This is a genomic window from Pedobacter sp. (assembly GCF_965227205.1).
Lineage (GTDB): Bacteria > Bacteroidota > Bacteroidia > Sphingobacteriales > Sphingobacteriaceae > Pedobacter.
In genome coordinates, this window is sequence record NZ_OZ245727.1 from 3,275,886 (window position 1) to 3,295,403 (window position 19,518).

Here is a 19,518-nt window from a genome sequence, read left to right on the forward strand (position 1 = left end):
TGACTATTTTTTTGTATATATGGTAAGTATTAAGATAGAATGACCAGATCGATGTCCTTCATGGCAAGATTTTTCAACAGTCCGTTGAAGATTGCCGTTCGAAGAATGACTTGAAAGATATTCAGGTGTGGCTTCCCGATACAGATGGTTGTAACCTCCTTTTCGGTAGCCATATCAATGATGGCACGCGTAACCTGATTACTTTTGATTTTAATCACCTCTGCCCCAAGTTCAGTAGCAAGCTTAAAATGATTGATCAGGTGCCTTTGCTTGTCTAGTTTTATGCGTTCTAAGCTTTCACTATCACTCTGTACATATAGCACAATCCAGGGAGAACGGTAATAGGATGCCAGGCGTGCTGTTTTCCTGATTACAACACCTGCTGTTTCAGCATTGGAAGATATACAGGCCAGAAAGCGTTCAGGTCTAAGCTTAATGGATTTGGGGATTTCGGTTTGGATTTTCCTTTCTACCTGGTGCACGACCTCTTTGAGGGCGAGTTCGCGCAACTGAAGGATTTTATCGGACTGGAAAAAATTTCCAAGTGCCCGTTCTATCTTACTCTTATCATAGATCTTCCCCTCTTTCAGCCTGGTTACCAGCTCATCAGCTGTAAGGTCGATATTTACGATTTCATCGGCTAGCTCCAAAATCTTGTCCGGTATGCGTTCGGTCACCGCTATACCCGTTATCTGCTCTATCTCCTCATTAATACTCTCCAAATGTTGAATATTGACGGCTGAGATAACACTGATCCCGGCTTCCAGCAAATCAAAAACGTCCTGCCAGCGCTTGCTGTTTTTACTACCTTCCGCATTCGTATGGGCAAGTTCATCAACAATGACAATCTCCGGATGACGATTGATGATACCCTGAAGGTCCATTTCTTCGAGTTCCTTACCACGATAAAATATCTTTCGCCTCTTGACTTCAGGAAGACCGGCAACAAGAGCATGGGTCTCCGCCCGGTTATGGGTCTCTACATATCCAATGCAGATATCGATACCATTACGAAGCAAAGCGTGTGCTTCCTGGAGCATCCTGTACGTTTTGCCAACACCGGCACTCATGCCAATATACACTTTCAGCTTTCCACGCCTCGACTTTTTAACCAGATCGAGAAAATGTTTTACCGATTCTTCCTTTTGTTGCTCTTCCATTATCGTTTAATAATTCCAAACCACACTCATGATACCCTTTTCGATTAGTATAAAACTGGTTACGACCAGGCTTAGTACAAATACCGTAATAATTAACCGGATGGTTAATTTTCTGGACATGAGCTCGCAATATTTCCTTGCGGCAAATGTCCTGTAAAAGTTTATATTTTTCCTGTTCTTAACTACCCTAAGCCTTTTAATTAAAATCACACCTAGGGTGATCAAAATTAAGCAGTATATGATTTCTATGTAAGGATGCATAATCTTTTAAATTGACCACCCGAAAAATGTTTCCGGGTGGATAAATGAGCTTTATTAAAATGAAACGGCTATGCTGGCAGTTAATGCTGCATTGGCATTAACCGCACCGGCATCTCTGACAAATATTTTATCTTTGCTGTCATATGCTTTTCCTTCTAAACGAATGACAGCGTTTGGAATTGGAGAATAATCAAGGTTTAAAGAATAACCCTTTGTTTTAAATCCATTTGGAGTTCCTGTTGCTATAAATACGCCATTTTTATCTTCATAATATTCGAACCTACCCGCAACAGCCCATTTTGGCGCAAACTTATATTGCAGGATAGCTACTGGTGAGATCACTTCATTCTTGTCATTACTTCCTTTTATTTTTTGCTGGGTTCCGTAATCGAAACCTAGTGTTACGCCGAACTTATCGGTAAGCTGAAAGATACCATAAACGTTATGATAGAAGCGGTTTACCCTAACCGTGTCAGCGCCTTCGCTTCCAAGGAAATTACTGTAATTTACCGTAATTTTATCCGTAGGCTTCCAAGTCAGCTGCAAGCCTCCTGCAGGTTTATCATTGCCATTCTGGCGTGTAATTCGCTGCCATCCATTCAGATATAGGGCGACTGCTGTAAATTTACCATCCTTTGTACCATATGTAATTTTTGCACCAGACTCATAGTAAGGCGTATTCTCGGAAGAAATGTTTCTGGTAAGTACCCAGCAGTCCTTAGATATGGCGCTCTCGAAGCCTATATGTGATGAAAAGATACCCGCATCAATCCAAAGATTTTCAGATTTAGAAAGCTTTACACCCGCATTGGCTTCGAAGACGTTTTTCAACACTCCTGGTTCGGCCGTAAGGTTGGCGTTTGCGTATGTCCCTGCCATCACAGCCAGGTTTGCACGGATATTACCGCTATCGTAAGCCGCTTTGATAAAACCAAGATTTAAGTTCACTTCATTTGCGCGGTTATGTGAATAGATAAAGCTAGGGCGGTTATGATCTGCCGGTTTGTTAAAGTCATATCCATAATAGGCTTCCAGGTATCCGGTTACCTTGATCTTTGGTTCTTCCTGCGCTTTGGCTAAGAATACTGTTGAAACTGCAGCGGCTAGTAATAATAATTTTTTCATCTTTTTGAATAATTTAACGGTAATGAAGCCATCGAATTTGTTAATCCCACAACGCGGTATGAAAAATTATGACGGTTTCATAAAAATTGAAAATGTGCTTTTTAGGGCAAAGCCCTTGAGACCCGTGCTCTTTTTTTACGGGCCCCAAAAACTTTGTTGTTATTAATTTTAGGGTGTTATCAGATTGACCGGTGATGCTGCCTACTTGACTGTTTTGGCAAACGCTTTAAAAGCAGGCAGCAGGATGGTCAGTTTTTTATAGTTCATCAAGGGCCAGGTTGAGTTTCAGTACATTTACCGATGATGGTCCGAAAAGTCCCATAAAGGGCTTAAGGGTATTCATGGCAACCAGTTCTTTCACTTTTTGCTCGTCTATTTTCCTGGCTTTGGCCACCCTTGCCACCTGGATGGCGGCGCCGGCTTCAGAAATATTCGGGTCAAGCCCGCTTCCTGATGCAGTAACCATATCGGCGGGGATATCGGATTTTTTAATCCCAGGGTTGTATTTCAATAAGGTATCGATACGAGACTGTACATCCTTTAAATAATCCGGATTAGAAGGTCCTTTATTTGAACCCGCTGAACCGGCCGCATTATAGCCAGCTGCAGATGGCCTTCCCCAGAAATATTCCGGTTTGGTAAAAGACTGGCCAAGTAATGCGTATCCCACTGTTTTGCCGTTTTTGATGATTTTCTCACCCCCGCCGTTTCCTTTGGACATTTTACCCATAAAGGCAACACTAATGGGATAAACAACGCATAACAATACAATTAAGACAACTGTTAAGCGGATGGATTGAATAATATACTTTTTCATTTTATTTTAATTTAAGGCTTATACGAATAAGCCTACTAATAAATCAATAATTTTGATGCCTATAAATGGAGCAACCACCCCACCTATACCATATATGAACAGATTCCTGCGCAAGAGTGCGGTCGCACCGATTGGCTTATAGGCAACACCTTTAAGTGCTAACGGAATCAGGATCGGGATAATAATCGCATTGAAGATGACCGCCGACATGATCGCCGATTCCGGAGAATGCAGTCCCATAATATTTAAGCTCTGCAACGCAGGGATTGAAGCGATAAATAAGGCAGGAACTATAGCAAAATACTTCGCAACGTCATTGGCAATCGAAAAGGTAGTCAGCGTTCCACGGGTGATTAACAGCTGTTTCCCGATTTCTACAATCTCAATTAATTTGGTTGGGTCGTTATCTAAATCGACCATGTTTCCTGCCTCCTTTGCCGCTTGTGTTCCACTATTCATGGCTACACCAACATCTGCCTGAGCTAAAGCCGGCGCATCGTTTGTACCGTCACCCATCATCGCAACCAGCTTACCAAGGGCTTGCTCATCCTTGATGTAGTTCATCTTATCCTCAGGCTTTGCCTCGGCGATAAAATCATCAACACCCGCCTTTTCAGCAATATACTTAGCCGTCAAAGGGTTATCACCCGTTACCATTACCGTTTTAACACCCATTTTTCTAAGCCGTTCAAAGCGTTCGCTGATACCTGGTTTAATAATATCCTGAAGTTCGATTACACCAAGCGCTTTTTCATTTTCAGAAACAACTAACGGTGTTCCACCATTTGTTGCAATAGTTTTCACATGGTTTTCTATATCAGAAGGAAAAATGTTACCCGCTTTCTCAACTATGTTCCTGATTGAATCGAAAGCACCTTTTCTGATTCTTCTACCATCAGCTGTATCCAGTCCGCTAGAACGGGTTTCAGCCGTAAACTTGATAAAAGTTGAACCTTCAGGGGTTCCGCTTGTTCTGAAACCTTGTTCACCTGCAAGTTCGATGATCGATTTTCCCTCAGGGGTTTCATCAGCCAGTGAACTCAAGACACAGGCATCAGTAAATGTTTTTTCATCTACTCCCTCTGTTGGGTAAAAATTGGTTGCCTTACGGTTACCAATAGTAATTGTTCCGGTTTTGTCCAATAGCAGTACATCGATATCACCTGCAGTTTCAACTGCTTTACCCGATTTGGTAATTACGTTTGCTCTTAAAGCCCTATCCATACCAGCTATGCCAATAGCAGATAACAAACCACCTATTGTTGTAGGAATTAAACAAACGAAAAGCGAAATTAAAGCTGCAATGGTAATTGGAGTATTTGCATAATCTGCGAAAGGTTTTAAGGTTACGCATACAATGATAAATACTAGAGTAAAGCTTGCTAATAGAATTGTCAAAGCAATCTCGTTAGGCGTTTTTTGACGTGATGCACCTTCTACCAAAGCAATCATTTTATCTAAAAAGCTTTCGCCAGGTGCAGTACTTACCTGCACTTTTATCTCATCTGATAAGACTTTTGTACCACCGGTAACAGATGATTTATCACCACCCGATTCGCGAATTACCGGAGCAGATTCCCCTGTAATGGCCGATTCATCAATGGTTGCAATACCTTCGATAATTTCTCCGTCAGTTGGGATGGTATCTCCTGTTTCACAGACAAACACATCACCTTTTTTAAGCATATTAGATGAACGGATCTCAATGGTTCCGTTTGCCAGAAGCACTTTTGCAGGTGTTTCTTCCCTGGTCTTGCGCAGACTGTCAGCCTGTGCCTTACCTCTTGCCTCTGCAATGGCTTCAGCAAAGTTCGCAAACAGTACTGTCAGCAATAAAACTAAAAAGATGAAGAAATTGTATAAGGGAGATCCCTGTCCGCTATGGCTGAAAGAATATACGGTAACATAAGCCATTACCAGGGTTCCGATCTCTACGGTAAACATCACCGGATTACGGACCATTACCCTGGGATCTAGCTTAATGAAGGATTGTTTTAGTGCGGTCTGCACCAAGGCAGGTTCGAACAATTTATTATTGGGTTTCATTTATATATCTATTTAAGCATGGTAAAATATTCCGCTATTGGGCCCAGGGCCAGTGCAGGAAAATAAGAAAGTGCATTCAGCACGATAATAACAGCAAAGGTCATCAGTGCAAAGGTCTTCGTATCTGTTCTAAGTGTACCGGCTGATTCCGGAATGAATTTTTTAGCGCCAAGCAATCCGGCGATAGCTATAGGACCAATAATGGGAAGGAAACGACCAAGGAAAATAATAACACCTGTTAAAAGGTTCCAGAAAATGTTGTTATCTCCAAGTCCTTCAAAACCAGATCCGTTATTGGCATTCGATGAGGTTACCTCATAAAGCATCTCTGAAAATCCATGAAAACCTGGATTATTTAGCCAGTTTTTGGGTTGAACTGCCCAGCCCGCATCTCCATAGTTCGTAAAAACATAGCTTGCAATGGCTGTTCCGGCCAAAATTAAAAATGGACTCAGTAAAGTAATAATAGCCGCTATCTTAATTTCCCTGGCTTCTACCTTATGTCCTAAAAACTCTGGTGTTCTACCAACCATTAGTCCTGAAATAAACACCGCTACAATTAAGTAAATAAAGTAATTCAGTAGACCAACTCCACATCCCCCGTAAAATGAATTAATCATCATGCCCAATAGCTGCCATGTACCGGACATTGGCATGGTACTATCATGCATGCTGTTCACCGAACCTGTAGAAATAATGGTCGTTACAGTAGCCCAGTATGCAGATGCAGCCGGTCCGAAGCGTACTTCCTTCCCTTCCATAGCACCTGTTGTTTGGGAAATACCCATTTTAGCTAATGCCGGACTTCCGCCAAGCTCTGAGCTGAGCATTGGGATAAGCAACATAAAAAGGCCGATTGTCATTACCCCAAAAATAGTCCAGCCAAGTTTTTTCCTTTTTATGAAAAAGCCAAAGGCGATGACCATAGCAATTGGAATGATGACCTGCGCAATCAACTCTACCATATTGGTAAAGTAGCTTGGATTTTCAAAAGGATGGGCCGAATTCACACCAAAGTAGCCTCCACCATTTGTACCCAGGTGTTTTATGGCAATCATCTGTGCAGCAGGTCCGCGGGAAACATTTACCGTATCTCCCTGCATGGATATAAACTGGTCTTTGCCCTCGTAACTCGATGGTGTACCGTTAAATGTTAGGATCGTTGCAACTACAATAGCTAAAGGCATAAGCAAGCGGGTAATTGCCTTTACAAAAAATTCCCAAAAATTTCCAAGTTCTGTAGTTGTTTTATCCCTGAATGCTTTAAACAGCACTACCGCAGCTGCGATACCTGTTGCTGCGCTTACGAATTGCAAAAACATCAACACATATTGCTGGCTAAGGTAACTTACACCACTTTCGCCCGAATAATGTTGCAGGTTACAGTTAGCAACAAAGCTGATAATGGTATTGAAAGCAAGATCAGGGGTCATTCCTGGATTTCCATCTGGGTTAAATGGGAGCTTGTCCTGGAAGATAAGCACAAAGAAACCATAGACTAGCCATAATAAATTGATAGTCATCAATGCTTTCATCTGTTGTTTCCAGTTCATTTGCTCTTTGATGTTTATTCCGGATAACTTATAGATCCCGGATTCAAGAGGTTTTAAAAAATCTGTCCAGACTTTTTCCCCTGCAAAAACCTTGGCCAGATACATCCCTAAAGGAATGGCGATAACAAGGGTGAGCAGGAATGTGGCAATAATGCCGGTTAATTCAGTGTTCATTTCTTAATTTGTTAATGGTCCCAAGCGGGAGACAGGATTAAAATTTTTCGGGTTTAATCAGCACGTAAATCATGTAGATGAATACGGCAATTGCGATAATAAATAGTGCTATCATAGTTTTAGATTTTTTCGAACCAGTCGATTGATTTGTAAGCTGCCCAGCAGAGCAAAAGAAGGATGATGATAAATAGTACAGTCATAATAAGTTACTTTTGGTAAGCCCTTATTCAACTCCCGTACCACAAATAATTAATTAATACATAAAACACTGAAGGTCAAATAATTAATCGAAGGTAAATTACTTTTGAAATATTTTCTCAAAAAAAAACCCTTCCAAAATGGAAGGGTCATTTTCATTATGGAAAAATCAGTTTAATCCGTATTCCTCGAGCTTACGATAAAGGGTCGTAAGCCCAATTCCCAGAACCCTGGACGCCTCGGTCTTGTTTCCGCCAGTGTGCATCAAGATTTTTTTGATATGCTGACGCTCTACTGCCGCCATGCTCAGCCCCCCGTTTGCACCATCAAGATCATGGAACTCAAAGGGCAAAAGATCGGCGGTAATCAAATTGCCGTCGGCAAGAATGACTACCCGCTCAATGATGTTCTTAAGTTCTCTGATGTTTCCCTTCCAGGCATGATTGGTAAGTAGGGTTATAAACTCTTTATCCATTACCATCTCTGCCCGGTTTACCTTAGCTGCAAATAAATTAAGAAAATGTTTTGCAATAGGCACAATATCTGCCCTCCTTTGACCAAGTGAGGGAAGTTCTAGTGAGAATACCGACAGACGGTAATAAAGATCTGACCGGAAAGTACCTTTTTCAGCCTCCTCCTTTAAACCTCGATTGGTCGCTGCAATGATTCTTACATCAACTTTGCTGGTTTTGGTATCTCCTATCTTGATGAAACTCTGGTTTTCCAGTACCCGTAAAAGTTTGGCCTGAAGATCTATGTTCATCTCACCTATTTCATCCAAAAATAGTGTTCCCTCGTTAGCTTCTTCCAATAGCCCTTTTTTGTCACGTGCAGCTCCGGTAAACGCACCCTCCTTGTATCCAAATAGTTCACTCTCAAGAAGTTCAGGATTAAATCCGCTACAGTTCAGTGCGACAAAAGGCTTTAGCTTCCTGGGACTTTCATGATGGATCGCCTGCGCAAAAACCTCCTTTCCCGTACCTGTTTCTCCAAGAAGGAGCACAGTAGCATCGGAATTGGCTACTTTTTTTGCCATATCAATAGCATTAGTTATTGACGGGGAACTACCGATAATTTCATCAAAACTATGTTTTTTTCCAACTTGCCTTTCCAGTTCATAAACACGGATCTGGAGCTTCACCTTGTCAATAGCCTTATGCAGTAGGGGAATGATTTTATCATTGTCATCCCCTTTTACAATATAATCAAAGGCGCCGTTTCGCATGGCCTGAACACCGTCGGAAATCGTACCAAAAGCCGTGAGATTGATCACCTCGATAAAAGGCTTTAGCTTTTTGATTGCTAAAACCAGTTCTACACCATTAATGTCAGGCAACTTAACATCACTTATGACGACATGTACCTCTCTGGATTTCACGATTTTCAATCCTGTTTTCCCAGTATTAGCCTGAAGAACTTTAAAGCCTTCAAGTTCTATTATCCTGGACAACAGACCAAGTATTTTTGGCTCATCATCTATGATGAGGACAGTTTTTTCCATGTGGTAAATATAATGTTCGTTTTCGATATGAAGATGGAATGGAAAATCTTCCTTTATCCAGGATTGATATCCGTCCCTTTCTCGAATCTGAGAACGTTTTTATGATGAGTTAAATCCAGCGATTCAAGAATGGCAATGTAAATATTGATACCCTCTTCAATTTCATCAATACCAATGTACTCATCAGCTGTATGAGAGCGCGCAGAGTTTCCCGGACCCATCTTTATTGAGGGCACATCCAGCCAGCCCTGGTCTGAGCTTGTCGGGGAAAGATAAGTCGCTCTTCCCAGAGAGCATCCGGATACTACTATCGGATGGGTCAAATCAATGAATGATGGTTTCAACACATTGGGGCGAATCTTGAAATAACTAGATGTATGGTTTATTATCATATTGATCAATTCCCTTTCGTTGTAATTATGATCATAACGGATGTCTACCGTGAAATGACACTCGGCTGGGATGATATTATGCTGAATACCAGCCCTAATTTCAGTTACGCTCATTTTTACGGGTTGTGGCTGACCATCCATAATCGGGAACTGGAAAGTCCGGAACCATTCTATGTCTTTCAGTGCATGATAAATGGCATTGTCACCCTCTTCCCTGGCTGCATGCCCACAGCGGCCTTTGGCTACGCAGTCTAAGACCATTGACCCTTTTTCGGCAATGGCCATCTGCATCCCTGTTGGTTCACCTACTATTGCGAACGAAATATCTTTCAGATCACCAAGTATCGAACGGATACCCAATTCCCCCGAGGTCTCCTCTTCAGCAGTCGCTGCCAGACATAGATTAAAAGGTAAGTCATCGCGCTCAAAGAAATATAAAAAAGCAGCTATCAATGAAACCAGAGAGCCACCTGCATCGTTACTGCCAAGGCCAAAAATCTTCTCATCTTCTATGGCTGGATTAAATGGATCTCTAGTGTATTGACCATTGGGCTGCACTGTATCATGGTGTGAGTTTAGCAAAATGGTAGGCTTTTCGGCATCCATATGCTTGTTGTAGCACCAGACATTGTTATATTTTCTAAAGGTATTGACACCACTTAGGTTTAAAAAGGACTCAATAGCATCGGCAGTCAGCATTTCATCGCTGCTGAAAGAAGGCGTTGAGATAAGGGTTGAAAGCAGTTGAAGCGAATGCTGATAAATTTGGTTCAGGTCCGGTGCTCCGGCAGTTGTTTTTCTGATGATGTTGTACATGGATTAATTGGTTTTTAAGAATAAGAAACTTCCTGATAGATTTCTGTGTTAAGGTAAATTAACGGCTGTGCGTCAATGAGGTATTCCGGATCAAAGAGCATTGCGGTACAAAGGCAGTTGCATTTTTCCTTCCTTTTTAAAATATCGTAATTAACGCAGCTCTTACAGCCTTCCCAGAAATGCTCATCATGGGTAATCTCAGCGAAACTTACAGGCAGAAAGCCTAGCTTGGCATTCATGCGCATAATAGCAGGCCCTGAAGTGATACTAAAAATTTTCGCTTCCGGGTATAGCCTCCTGGAGAGTTTGAATATCCGGTTCTTTATGGATTTTGCTACTCCTGAATTCCTGAATTTAGGCGCGACAATCAGGCCGGAATTCGAAACGAACCTGCCTTGTTCCCAAGTCTCTAAATAAGAAAAGCCAACCCACTGATCGCTACTGGTTACCGCTATGACTGACTTTCCCGCAAGAATTTTCTCTTCTACAGAAGAAGGTGTTCTTTTAGCAATTCCCGAACCCCTCGCTATAGCAGACCGCTCAGTTTCGGCGATGATTTCGGGTATAAATTTGGTATCTCGCTCATCTGCGATTCGTATAAAAATAATTTGGTTATCCATTATCTTAAAATTTCATTACAGGCCAATTACAAAGGTGGTGCCTTAAATCAGTGCCCGACTTGAAAAAGGGTTTTAGCGCAAATGAGCGGATACATTTATTTTCTGTGAATGGAAACCCTTAATGCCAAACCCTTTCAAAATGAAAGGGTCAATTTCATTTTGGCAGTGTAAACAATAGTGCATAAAAGATCAGTGGCAACGGCAGAAAAAAACACGATGGGTTTTAGTAAACTATTTCTCCGTTGCATACCAAATCAAGGCTATTTTTAGCTGTTATGCCTTTGGAACAACTGTAATTTGGTTTGTATTGGCATGACAATGGTATAGGTGATGAAAAAGCAATCTAATGTTAAGCGTAGAAAAAATCGGCGGAACCTCGATGTCCGCACTATATGAGGTAATTGAAAATATCATGTTTTATGGAAAGAGCGGTGATGAACTTTATAATCGGGTATTTGTCGTTTCTGCTTTTTCAGGTGTTACCGATTTGCTTTTGGAAAACAAAAAAACAGGAGCACCTGGGATATATCACAAGATAACTAAACACCAGGATTTTGCCGGACCGATGCAGTCTTTGGTATCCAAGCTCAAATCTATTAATCTTCGTTATGTCCAGATTGGATTGGATCTGCAGGCAGCAGATTTTTTTATTGAAAACCATGTCAAAAAAGCAGCTGAATACCTGGATAATCTTGTCAACATCCTCTCCTCTGGGTATGTAAGCAAAAGCGGGATTTTGCTGGCAGCCAGGGAAATACTTGCCTCCGTTGGTGAGAGTCATTCTGCTTTCGTTTTGAGCAATATCTTGGCAAACCGCGGGCTTAGTGTTCACCGGATGGATCTTGGAGGTTTTGATGACCATGCTTCAATCACCATTGATCAGCGAATCAAAAAAGCATTTAAAGAGGTACCACTAGCACGGACCATCTGCATTGTTACCGGTTATACTAAAGGAACAGAAGGGATTATGAGGGAGTTTGACCGGGGATATTCTGAAGTAACCTTTAGCAAAATCGCAGAAATCCTGCGCCCCGATGAAGCCATCATCCATAAGGAATATCATCTGTCAACTGCCGATCCTGCTATCGTTGGCAAAGAAAACTGTAGCCCGGTTGGCTTTACCAATTACGACATTGCCGATCAACTGGCTGATGTAGGCATGGAGGCAATCCATCCTTCTGCTTCCAAGCCACTCGAAATGAAAGGGATTTCACTTCGAATTAAAAACACATTTGATCCAGCCCATGAAGGAACGCTTATAACCAAGTCTTACCTTTGTGAGAAAAAGCGCATAGAAATGATTACCGGAGCAGAGAAACTTCTGCTTATTGACATATATGATGCTTTAATGGTTGGAAGCGTAGGCAGCGATTTAAAGGCGATGCATATTTTCGCCGCCCATAATATTTCATATACTTTTAAGACGACCAGTGCAAATAGTATTTCAGTTTTGATATGGGAAAAAGATTTCCGAAAAAACCTGATCACAGATCTCCAACGTGAGTTTGAAAAAGTCATATATGAAAAGGTTGCGATTGTCTGTTTACTTGGCTCCAATATAGACCAACCTGGCCTGCTTGCAAAAAGTGCTTCTGCCTTGACTGAAAATGGGATTAATATCAAAAGCGCGGGATTTGCACTACGTAAGGTAAACATACAGTTTATATTGGACCGTGAAGACTACCGTCCCGCAATAATAGCACTAAACAAAGCAATGCAATAAAAGTAAAAATTTCCATGGCTGGCTACTTGATCTCTGGCCTTGGAAAAAATAGTATAATACAAACACCTGTAAGAGCAATGAGAGCGCCAATAATGTCGTATCGGTCAGGTTTAAATCCATCGATCTTCCAGGCCCAGATCAATGCCATGATAATAAAAACACCACCATATGCCGCATATACCCGCCCAAATTCTGCAGTTTGCCAAGTAGCTATAATACCATAAAGCGCGAGTATAAATGTGCCGATAATCCCATACCAATATGGTTTATCTTCCTTAAGCCAAAGCCAAATTAAATATCCACCACCGATTTCAAAAAGTCCGGCTAAAACAAAAATAGAAAGTGATTTAAAAATGCTCATATCGGTAGGTCTTTTGGAGTTTCAAACTTACAAAATGATCGCCGAAAATGATTCACTTTATGTATATGTGACCAGCTTGTTTCATTCTACTATAGCTTACCTTTTATCCGATAGGTGAAAAACTACAAACATTTCTTTTTTGCTATACTTCACCTCAATCTTGTTCTTCAAAACTTTTTCAAAATTTATTATCGCTTCAAAATGGTCATAAAAGTTCGATTTTCCGCGGATAAAAGCTACACAAGCGGCAATAACAATTATGCAAATTCTGTGCAAACTGAAAATTCACAATGATAAATTTTGAACATCGCTTGTCAAATTTTCTCAAATCAATTAACTTCTAAAAAATCTAAATATTCTTTCGACTTTTCAATTTCATAGCTGTTTGCAAGAAAAAAAATCGTAGAAAATTCAATGTGCAAATTTTGTGCAAATAAAAAGCCTCACTCGGACAGAGTGAGGCTAACTGATTGATTATCAGCTCCCTCTGCTGGGCTCGAACCAGCGACCCTCTGATTAACAGTCAGATGCTCTAACCAGCTGAGCTAAGAAGGAATATTTATTCTGGTTTAACTATTTTCTACCAAAATCATTTGGCAATTATATTATAAAAAATCCCCACATTGCTGTGAGGATTTTTGCTCCCTCTGCTGGGCTCGAACCAGCGACCCTCTGATTAACAGTCAGATGCTCTAACCAGCTGAGCTAAGAAGGAGTGCTGGTTGTTTCCTAAAACGAGGTTCTTTGTGCTTTGCAGCTCGCATACCCTTGTTCGTTTTGGGAATGCAATATTAGGGCTTTTAAATTATTTATGCAATATTTGCAGTGAAAAATTTTTAAAAAAATTCAAATTAAAATATATGAGCCTGATAATCATAGGTACTGTAGCTTTTGATGCTATTGAAACTCCTTTTGGAAAAACAGATAAAATTGTTGGTGGAGCTGCAACTTACGCAAGTTTAGCTGCTTCTTACTTTTATAATAAAGCAAAAATTGTTGCAGTAGTTGGTGATGACTTTGCAAAATCGGATATCGATACCTTTAATGAGCACGGAATTGATACCGAAGGTTTACAGATTAAAGCCGGAGAAAAATCATTTTTTTGGTCGGGAAAATACCATAACGATATGAACAGCCGTGATACTTTAATTACGGAACTTAATGTTTTAGAAAACTTCGACCCAATTATCCCAGAAAGCTACCAGGATTGCGAATACTTAATGTTAGGAAATCTTACTCCTCAAGTTCAACAAACGGTAATTAAACGCCTTAAAAACCGCCCAAAACTAATTGTAATGGATACCATGAACTTCTGGATGGACATTATGATGGATGATTTATTGGAAACAATCAAATTAGTAGACGTTTTAACCATTAATGATGCAGAAGCTCGTCAGCTTTCTGGCGAATATTCTTTAGTAAAAGCGGCTAAGAAAATTTTAGCAATGGGCCCTAAATATTTAATCATTAAAAAAGGTGAGCACGGTGCATTATTGTTCCACGAAGATCAGATTTTCTCTGCTCCTGCCCTACCATTGGCAGAGGTTTTTGACCCAACAGGTGCTGGTGATACTTTCGCTGGTGGTTTTATTGGTTATTTAGCTAAAGTTGGTACTATTAACTTTAACAACATGAAAAATGCAATCATTTATGGTTCGGCATTAGCTTCATTCTGTGTAGAGAAATTCGGAACTGAGAAATTGTTAAACTTAACAGAAGAAGAAGTTGCGAGCAGAATTCAACAATTTGTAAACTTAAGCGCATTTACAATAGAAGCATAAAAAGCTTCAACTATTATATTTACAGCCACAGATTTACAGATTTTATTCATCTGCCAATCTGTGGCTTTTATTTAGTGCATATGATGTAAACTCTATCTTATACCGTGTATCAAAAAATCAAAATCTGTTAATCTGTGGCTAACTTTTAAAGCATTTTAGCAATAGGTGTAAATTTCTCAAAAACCGCTTCGGTATGCGGTGCATCGACTAATTCTTCTGTCAAATCCTGTCCGGCCCAATGCTCATAATGCTTACCGTTCCGCCACAATCTACTTTCGGTCATATCGTAAATCAGGCCTTTAAACGCAACCCAAATTTCAGGTTTGTCTTGCCCGTTTCGAAGCGCCAATTGAGATTTTGTGTAAACTGGTAAATCCATCATTTTAAAATAAATTTATTTGAAGCGCAGCTCCTGTGTAAAACACAAAGTTTATTCCCGTTTTTCGCTTATACGCTTCGCTCGTTAATACTCTCTGCAGGGTATCGCTGCAACCGGGCCTAGTTCGCAAAAACTGCATTTCATTTTTATGGCTTGTAAATCGCAAAACCTTGTTCATAAACCTTCTTAATAGATATTTCTTTAGTCGCAAATACTATAAACACACGTCATTGCGAGGCACGAAGCAATCTCAAAAGAACAAATTCCCTTCCTGTAAAGAGATTGCTTCGTGCCTCGCAATGACGAATAAAGACGAACTATCATTCACCTATTTTCTTAAGCTCTGCCCTATTTTTAAAAAACTCGTAAAGAAATACATTCATCAACAGCAGAGAAAGCAGATAAAAATGATCTTCGAATGGAATTGTTCCAACCCGCATATTTAAAGTTTCTTCATTATTATAAATTACTACCGGAATAGCAGTTAAAAAACCATTCACAATATAAAATGGCAATAGCGAAACAACATAAGCCCTGTAAAACTTGTACATAAAGCGCAATTTTGCGTTTACATATTCGACATACAAAAGGACTACGAATAAGAAACCGAAATTAATTACCGTGTACCATTTGCTGTAGCCAAAAAATAATATGGCTATGCAGACACCTAACAACAAATTACTTAAGGCCAAACTATAGCGTTGTAAGTTGTTTTTCGGAAAGTAAACATTTAAACATTCATAAATAAAAACGCAGGCATAAGGAACCGTTAAAAAGAATAAAATTTCTTCAAGCGGCAAACCAAAAAAACTTATTCCCACTAAATATGCAGGGTTGAAAGACCAGACGTTCAGTTTTACAAAAAGTAAATCCCATATCAAAAACACAATCCCAGTAATAATTATTGCTGGCAAAATAAACTTCCATTTACTAAAAAAATAAACCTTTTTATCGAAAGAAAGCAACAGCGGGAATAAGATTACTGCAATATTTATAAGCAGATATAGGTAATTCATTTAAATGTGTTTTTTTAAGATTTTAATTTCAGCGGCAGTACAACGTTTGCTATCAATCATAAATTTAGCCACGTTTTTAATTAAAGCATCATCTGCCAAACCAAAATTATTATTTTGGTAATGTTTTACAATTTCTTTCCTGTCAACATCTAAATCTTTGCTAAAACCTAAAAACGAAGGTGTAAAATGCTCGATTGAAAACCGCATAAACCTGATTTCCAAATTTTCCTTATCCATGTTTATGGCCGTTTGCATAGTTTTTAAAGAACGCTTTACGTATTTTATCTTGTTGTATGGGTTCCATGAATGCTTGGCCTTTAAAGCTTCGAGCGTGCCCGCATAGCCTGTTATCAGCGCTGTTTTATGAGGCAAAGCATTTAGTTTTTTAGAAAGAGAATCGGTAAGCCTTGAATTTTCAACCGCTTTAACCAGCTCCAGTTTCAAAACAGCTATTTCTTTTGTTGATAATTGTGCTTTGCAAATTTGTGTTGAAACAAAGAGTAAAATAAATAAAAATCGTAGTCTAATCATGTGTTCAAACAAAGGTAATGGTTTTATTTGCGTTTAAGTATTAGGTTCAGCGAAAGCAGTTAAAGAAAAGAAAAACAAAATCGTTCAAAATTCTTTTATTTACAGCATGGATAAAAAAACAAAAGTAACTGTTGTTGGTGCTGGTTTTGCAGGCTTATCTGCCGCAGCAATTTTGGCTAAAAATGGTTGCGATGTTACGGTTATAGAAAAAAACGAAATGGCAGGCGGAAGAGCCAGAACCTGGAGCAAGGATGGTTTTTTATTCGACATGGGCCCAAGTTGGTATTGGATGCCGGATGTTTTTGAAAATTTTTATCAGCAATTCGGAAAAACAACTTCCGATTTTTACGAGCTAAAACGTTTGGCTCCATCTTATAGAATTTACTTCGGGCAAGATGATACTTTAGATGTTCCGGCGACGGAAGCAGAGTTATTTAAACTTTTTGAAACACTTGAACCCGGTAGCTCAAAGAATTTAATAAGTTTCTTAAATCAGGCGAAATATAAATACGAAGTTGGAATGACGGAGTACGTTTATAAACCATCGCACAGTGTGATGGAATATTTCGACCCACGTTTGGCTATAAGCGGCATAAAACTACAGCTAATCGGAAACATGAGAACTCATGTTCACAAGCTGTTTAAAAATGAAAAACTGCGTAAGCTTTTAGAATTTCCGGTTTTATTTCTAGGTGCAACGCCGCAAAACACGCCCGCTTTGTACAGTTTAATGAACTATGCAGATTTAATTTTAGGCACATGGTATCCAATGGGTGGTATGCATAAAATTGTAGAGGCTATGCAGAAAATTGCCGAAGCACAAGGTGTTAAGTTTGAATTTAATACCGAGGTTACCAAAATTGATGTGCAGCATAATATAGTTGAAAGATTGATTACAACAAATGGAAGTATTGAAACACATTTTGTTGTTGGCAATGCCGATTACCATCACATTGAACAAAATTTACTAGACAAACCGTATAGAAAATACAACGAACACTATTGGGATAAAAGGACAATGGCACCATCTTGCCTTTTATTTTATATTGGGTTGAACAAAAAACTGAATAATATTCTTCATCATAACCTATTTTTTGATGAAAGCTTTGATGAACATGCCGCGGAAATTTATACAGATGCCAAATGGCCGTCGAAGCCATTATTTTATGCTTGTTGCCCTTCGGTTACAGATTTGAGCGTTGCACCCGATGGATGTGAGAATCTTTTCTTTTTGGTTCCGGTTGCACCAGGTTTGAAAGATAGCGAAACCAAAAGGGAAGAATACTTTAACTTATTGGTAAAACGGTTTAAAAATTTAACCGGTAACGATATTACTGATAGTATTTTGTTTAAAAGAAGCTATGCAATGAATGATTTTGAGAGCGACTATCATGCGTTTAAAGGAAATGCCTACGGTTTAGCTAACACTTTGAAACAGACAGCGTTTTTGAAGCCAAAAATGAAAAGCAACGTAACGAATTTATTATATACCGGACAATTAACCGTCCCAGGCCCCGGAGTGCCACCTGCAATTATCTCCGGAGAAGTAGTTGCAAAAGAAATAATAAAAAAGTTAAAAAAAGCTTGACAAATTTAAAATTTCCCTTATCTTTATAACCACAAAACAAAAATACTGCAAAACTTCATTAAAACGCGTAAATTATTGAGGTTTGCATTTGTTTCGAAATTAGAGAGAAGGCGAATTGTTGAAATAAAACATAAGAATCAACTAACCAAATATATGATAAGCAAAAAGGCCCGGATTTATTCCAGGCCTTTTGCTTTTGTAGCGCTTTCCAAACACTTTCCTTTTTTGGCTAATAGTAATTAAGTTTCTGAACAAGTAGCTGAAGGACAAATATGTTTTATTTTATAGAGAGGTCTTCGACAAGCTCAGACAGACAGCGGTTGTGCTAGTCTGAAAAGCACATCAAATTTTATTTTTCTGTTGGTGTCTCACCAACAGAAAGCAATCTAAATATTATCCAAAACACACTATAATTTTAATCTGTGGTTAGCGAGACACCAACTACTAGTACAAAAAAAGAACGGTCGTTATTGCGAAGCTGGACTTGTGCGAGCCGAAGCAATCTTTCTTATCTAAAAAACAGATTGCTTCGTACCTCGCAGTGACGTAAAAGGTCATTAGACTTCTGTCTTCAAGAAATATCAATCGAACTCAGGTTATTAGAGAGTTTTTCGATAGATTCAGATAACTATTTTAGTGAGCTGATAACATCGCAAAGTTGGAAGGTAGAGGTTTCTACCTACATGCAGTAAATTAAGTTAAATAGCCCAGATAAAATGGAAAGCCCGGAAGCTTGAGGTACGAAAGCTGAAGACTTGGAATGGCAGCGGGACTGCTGAAACCGAAAAGCCACTTAACTTGCGCTTCAAATATTTATAAAAATCTTCAATAATAAAAAAAGCCCAGATAAAATCTGAGCTTTTCATGTTTTAAAGTGGATGTATTTTTACGCCATCTCTTCTACAGCGATGTCTTTTGAATAAGTTTTAAGATATTTTTTTAAAATCCCTCTTGCTACATGGATACGTGTTTTTACGGTTCCGATTGGGATATTTAACATATCTGCTATTTCGTGGTATTTAAACCCTTCGAAATAACGGATAAATGGCACATAATATTCTTCAGGAAGTGTTGCCAAGGCTTTATCGATATCGCCTAAAACAAATTTACTTTCTGCCTGATTTTTAGTTGCACTGTATGAAAGGTTTGCTGAAGAAATATCTTCGCTTTGTGTAATTAGAGTATTTGTTTTAACCAAACGACGGTAGTTATTAATGAAAGTGTTTTTCATTATGGTAAATAACCAGCCTTTTAAATTGGTTCCTTCTTTAAACTTATTATAATAAGTTATCGCTTTAAGCATAGTATCCTGAACTAAATCATTTGCGTCTTCTGCATCTTTAGTAAAGTTCAAAGCATACGATCTAAGGGATACTGAATGGTGGTTAACTAGATGGTTGAATTCAAATTTTGTCATGATATTTTAGCTTTAGGTACGACTTGAAAAAACAAATAAATTGTTCTCTATTTCGTATT

Annotated in this window: 18 protein-coding genes and 2 tRNA genes; 3 read left to right on the forward strand and 17 right to left on the reverse strand. The window is 39.2% G+C overall.

The window, feature by feature from the left end:
• Window positions 1-29: 29 nt before the first annotated feature.
• From ACO05K_RS14000 to ACO05K_RS14040, 9 genes are all read right to left on the reverse strand, one after another.
• Window positions 30-1,160, reverse strand: coding sequence for a sensor protein KdpD (locus ACO05K_RS14000; protein WP_421945055.1), 1,131 nt, complete (start codon window positions 1,158-1,160; stop codon window positions 30-32).
• Between the two features lie 315 nt (window positions 1,161-1,475).
• Complete coding sequence (locus ACO05K_RS14005; RefSeq protein ID WP_421945056.1) at window positions 1,476-2,546, reverse strand: porin; 1,071 nt, start codon at window positions 2,544-2,546, stop codon at window positions 1,476-1,478.
• Window positions 2,547-2,802: 256 nt separating this feature from the next.
• Window positions 2,803-3,363, reverse strand: coding sequence for a K(+)-transporting ATPase subunit C (locus tag ACO05K_RS14010; protein ID WP_056851481.1), 561 nt, complete (start codon window positions 3,361-3,363; stop codon window positions 2,803-2,805).
• 18 nt (window positions 3,364-3,381) lie between these two features.
• Window positions 3,382-5,409: a potassium-transporting ATPase subunit KdpB gene (kdpB, locus tag ACO05K_RS14015; RefSeq protein WP_421945057.1), complete on the reverse strand. Its 2,028-nt coding sequence runs from the start codon at window positions 5,407-5,409 to the stop codon at window positions 3,382-3,384.
• A gap of 8 nt (window positions 5,410-5,417) precedes the next feature.
• Window positions 5,418-7,136 (reverse strand): potassium-transporting ATPase subunit KdpA, encoded by a 1,719-nt coding sequence (gene kdpA, locus ACO05K_RS14020; RefSeq protein WP_421945058.1) that lies wholly within the window; start codon window positions 7,134-7,136, stop codon window positions 5,418-5,420.
• Between the two features lie 37 nt (window positions 7,137-7,173).
• Window positions 7,174-7,251: a potassium-transporting ATPase subunit F gene (locus ACO05K_RS14025; protein ID WP_082035969.1), complete on the reverse strand. Its 78-nt coding sequence runs from the start codon at window positions 7,249-7,251 to the stop codon at window positions 7,174-7,176.
• A gap of 252 nt (window positions 7,252-7,503) precedes the next feature.
• Window positions 7,504-8,835, reverse strand: a complete 1,332-nt coding sequence (locus ACO05K_RS14030) for a sigma-54-dependent transcriptional regulator (RefSeq protein ID WP_421945059.1) — start codon at window positions 8,833-8,835, stop codon at window positions 7,504-7,506.
• Between the two features lie 53 nt (window positions 8,836-8,888).
• Window positions 8,889-10,043, reverse strand: a complete 1,155-nt coding sequence (locus tag ACO05K_RS14035; protein ID WP_421945060.1) for a M20/M25/M40 family metallo-hydrolase — start codon at window positions 10,041-10,043, stop codon at window positions 8,889-8,891.
• A gap of 14 nt (window positions 10,044-10,057) precedes the next feature.
• On the reverse strand, window positions 10,058-10,663 hold the full coding sequence (locus tag ACO05K_RS14040) for an N-acetyltransferase (RefSeq protein ID WP_056851476.1): 606 nt from the start codon (window positions 10,661-10,663) through the stop codon (window positions 10,058-10,060).
• A 346-nt stretch (window positions 10,664-11,009) separates the two neighbouring features.
• Between ACO05K_RS14040 and ACO05K_RS14045 the strand changes: the two genes are divergently transcribed.
• Window positions 11,010-12,386, forward strand: a complete 1,377-nt coding sequence (locus tag ACO05K_RS14045; RefSeq protein ID WP_056851475.1) for an aspartate kinase — start codon at window positions 11,010-11,012, stop codon at window positions 12,384-12,386.
• A 22-nt stretch (window positions 12,387-12,408) separates the two neighbouring features.
• Here ACO05K_RS14045 and ACO05K_RS14050 read toward each other — a convergent pair whose 3' ends face one another.
• The 3 genes from ACO05K_RS14050 to ACO05K_RS14060 form a co-directional block, all read right to left on the reverse strand.
• The gene (locus ACO05K_RS14050; protein ID WP_421945061.1) at window positions 12,409-12,747 is read right to left on the reverse strand and encodes a YnfA family protein; all 339 of its coding nucleotides are present in this window, start codon (window positions 12,745-12,747) and stop codon (window positions 12,409-12,411) included.
• A 481-nt stretch (window positions 12,748-13,228) separates the two neighbouring features.
• Window positions 13,229-13,302 (reverse strand) — tRNA-Asn (locus ACO05K_RS14055).
• An 86-nt stretch (window positions 13,303-13,388) separates the two neighbouring features.
• Window positions 13,389-13,462 (reverse strand) — tRNA-Asn (locus ACO05K_RS14060).
• A gap of 145 nt (window positions 13,463-13,607) precedes the next feature.
• Between ACO05K_RS14060 and ACO05K_RS14065 the strand changes: the two genes are divergently transcribed.
• Window positions 13,608-14,528, forward strand: a complete 921-nt coding sequence (locus ACO05K_RS14065) for a PfkB family carbohydrate kinase (protein ID WP_421945062.1) — start codon at window positions 13,608-13,610, stop codon at window positions 14,526-14,528.
• Between the two features lie 145 nt (window positions 14,529-14,673).
• On the opposite strand, the gene ACO05K_RS14070 is transcribed toward ACO05K_RS14065, so the two are convergent.
• The 3 genes from ACO05K_RS14070 to ACO05K_RS14080 all read right to left on the reverse strand — a co-directional run bounded on the left by ACO05K_RS14070 (window position 14,674) and on the right by ACO05K_RS14080 (window position 16,454).
• Window positions 14,674-14,910: a cytochrome b5 domain-containing protein gene (locus ACO05K_RS14070; protein WP_421945063.1), complete on the reverse strand. Its 237-nt coding sequence runs from the start codon at window positions 14,908-14,910 to the stop codon at window positions 14,674-14,676.
• Between the two features lie 317 nt (window positions 14,911-15,227).
• Window positions 15,228-15,923 (reverse strand): lycopene cyclase domain-containing protein, encoded by a 696-nt coding sequence (locus tag ACO05K_RS14075; protein ID WP_421945064.1) that lies wholly within the window; start codon window positions 15,921-15,923, stop codon window positions 15,228-15,230.
• A complete protein-coding gene (locus tag ACO05K_RS14080) occupies window positions 15,924-16,454 on the reverse strand; it encodes a hypothetical protein (protein WP_421945065.1) in 531 nt (176 codons plus the stop codon).
• 106 nt (window positions 16,455-16,560) lie between these two features.
• On the opposite strand from ACO05K_RS14080, the gene ACO05K_RS14085 reads away from it, so the two are divergent.
• Window positions 16,561-18,042 (forward strand): phytoene desaturase family protein, encoded by a 1,482-nt coding sequence (locus ACO05K_RS14085; RefSeq protein ID WP_421945066.1) that lies wholly within the window; start codon window positions 16,561-16,563, stop codon window positions 18,040-18,042.
• Between the two features lie 698 nt (window positions 18,043-18,740).
• Here the strand turns inward: ACO05K_RS14085 and ACO05K_RS14090 are convergent.
• A complete protein-coding gene (locus tag ACO05K_RS14090; RefSeq protein ID WP_421945067.1) occupies window positions 18,741-18,908 on the reverse strand; it encodes a hypothetical protein in 168 nt (55 codons plus the stop codon).
• A gap of 20 nt (window positions 18,909-18,928) precedes the next feature.
• The gene (locus ACO05K_RS14095; RefSeq protein WP_421945068.1) at window positions 18,929-19,459 is read right to left on the reverse strand and encodes an RNA polymerase sigma factor; all 531 of its coding nucleotides are present in this window, start codon (window positions 19,457-19,459) and stop codon (window positions 18,929-18,931) included.
• Window positions 19,460-19,518: the final 59 nt, after the last annotated feature.

Coding starts and splice junctions, on each gene's coding strand:
- ACO05K_RS14080 (WP_421945065.1), bottom strand. CDS start 16,454: ATGATTAGACTACGATTTTTATTTATTTTACTCTTTGTTTCAACACAA.
- ACO05K_RS14010 (WP_056851481.1), bottom strand. CDS start 3,363: ATGAAAAAGTATATTATTCAATCCATCCGCTTAACAGTTGTCTTAATT.
- ACO05K_RS14095 (WP_421945068.1), bottom strand. CDS start 19,459: ATGACAAAATTTGAATTCAACCATCTAGTTAACCACCATTCAGTATCC.
- ACO05K_RS14040 (WP_056851476.1), bottom strand. CDS start 10,663: ATGGATAACCAAATTATTTTTATACGAATCGCAGATGAGCGAGATACC.
- kdpA (WP_421945058.1), bottom strand. CDS start 7,136: ATGAACACTGAATTAACCGGCATTATTGCCACATTCCTGCTCACCCTT.
- ACO05K_RS14085 (WP_421945066.1), top strand. CDS start 16,561: ATGGATAAAAAAACAAAAGTAACTGTTGTTGGTGCTGGTTTTGCAGGC.
- kdpB (WP_421945057.1), bottom strand. CDS start 5,409: ATGAAACCCAATAATAAATTGTTCGAACCTGCCTTGGTGCAGACCGCA.
- ACO05K_RS14065 (WP_421945062.1), top strand. CDS start 13,608: ATGAGCCTGATAATCATAGGTACTGTAGCTTTTGATGCTATTGAAACT.
- ACO05K_RS14030 (WP_421945059.1), bottom strand. CDS start 8,835: ATGGAAAAAACTGTCCTCATCATAGATGATGAGCCAAAAATACTTGGT.
- ACO05K_RS14090 (WP_421945067.1), bottom strand. CDS start 18,908: ATGAAAAGCTCAGATTTTATCTGGGCTTTTTTTATTATTGAAGATTTT.
- ACO05K_RS14000 (WP_421945055.1), bottom strand. CDS start 1,160: ATGGAAGAGCAACAAAAGGAAGAATCGGTAAAACATTTTCTCGATCTG.
- ACO05K_RS14070 (WP_421945063.1), bottom strand. CDS start 14,910: ATGATGGATTTACCAGTTTACACAAAATCTCAATTGGCGCTTCGAAAC.
- ACO05K_RS14005 (WP_421945056.1), bottom strand. CDS start 2,546: ATGAAAAAATTATTATTACTAGCCGCTGCAGTTTCAACAGTATTCTTA.
- ACO05K_RS14075 (WP_421945064.1), bottom strand. CDS start 15,923: ATGAATTACCTATATCTGCTTATAAATATTGCAGTAATCTTATTCCCG.
- ACO05K_RS14025 (WP_082035969.1), bottom strand. CDS start 7,251: ATGATAGCACTATTTATTATCGCAATTGCCGTATTCATCTACATGATT.
- ACO05K_RS14050 (WP_421945061.1), bottom strand. CDS start 12,747: ATGAGCATTTTTAAATCACTTTCTATTTTTGTTTTAGCCGGACTTTTT.
- ACO05K_RS14045 (WP_056851475.1), top strand. CDS start 11,010: ATGTTAAGCGTAGAAAAAATCGGCGGAACCTCGATGTCCGCACTATAT.
- ACO05K_RS14035 (WP_421945060.1), bottom strand. CDS start 10,043: ATGTACAACATCATCAGAAAAACAACTGCCGGAGCACCGGACCTGAAC.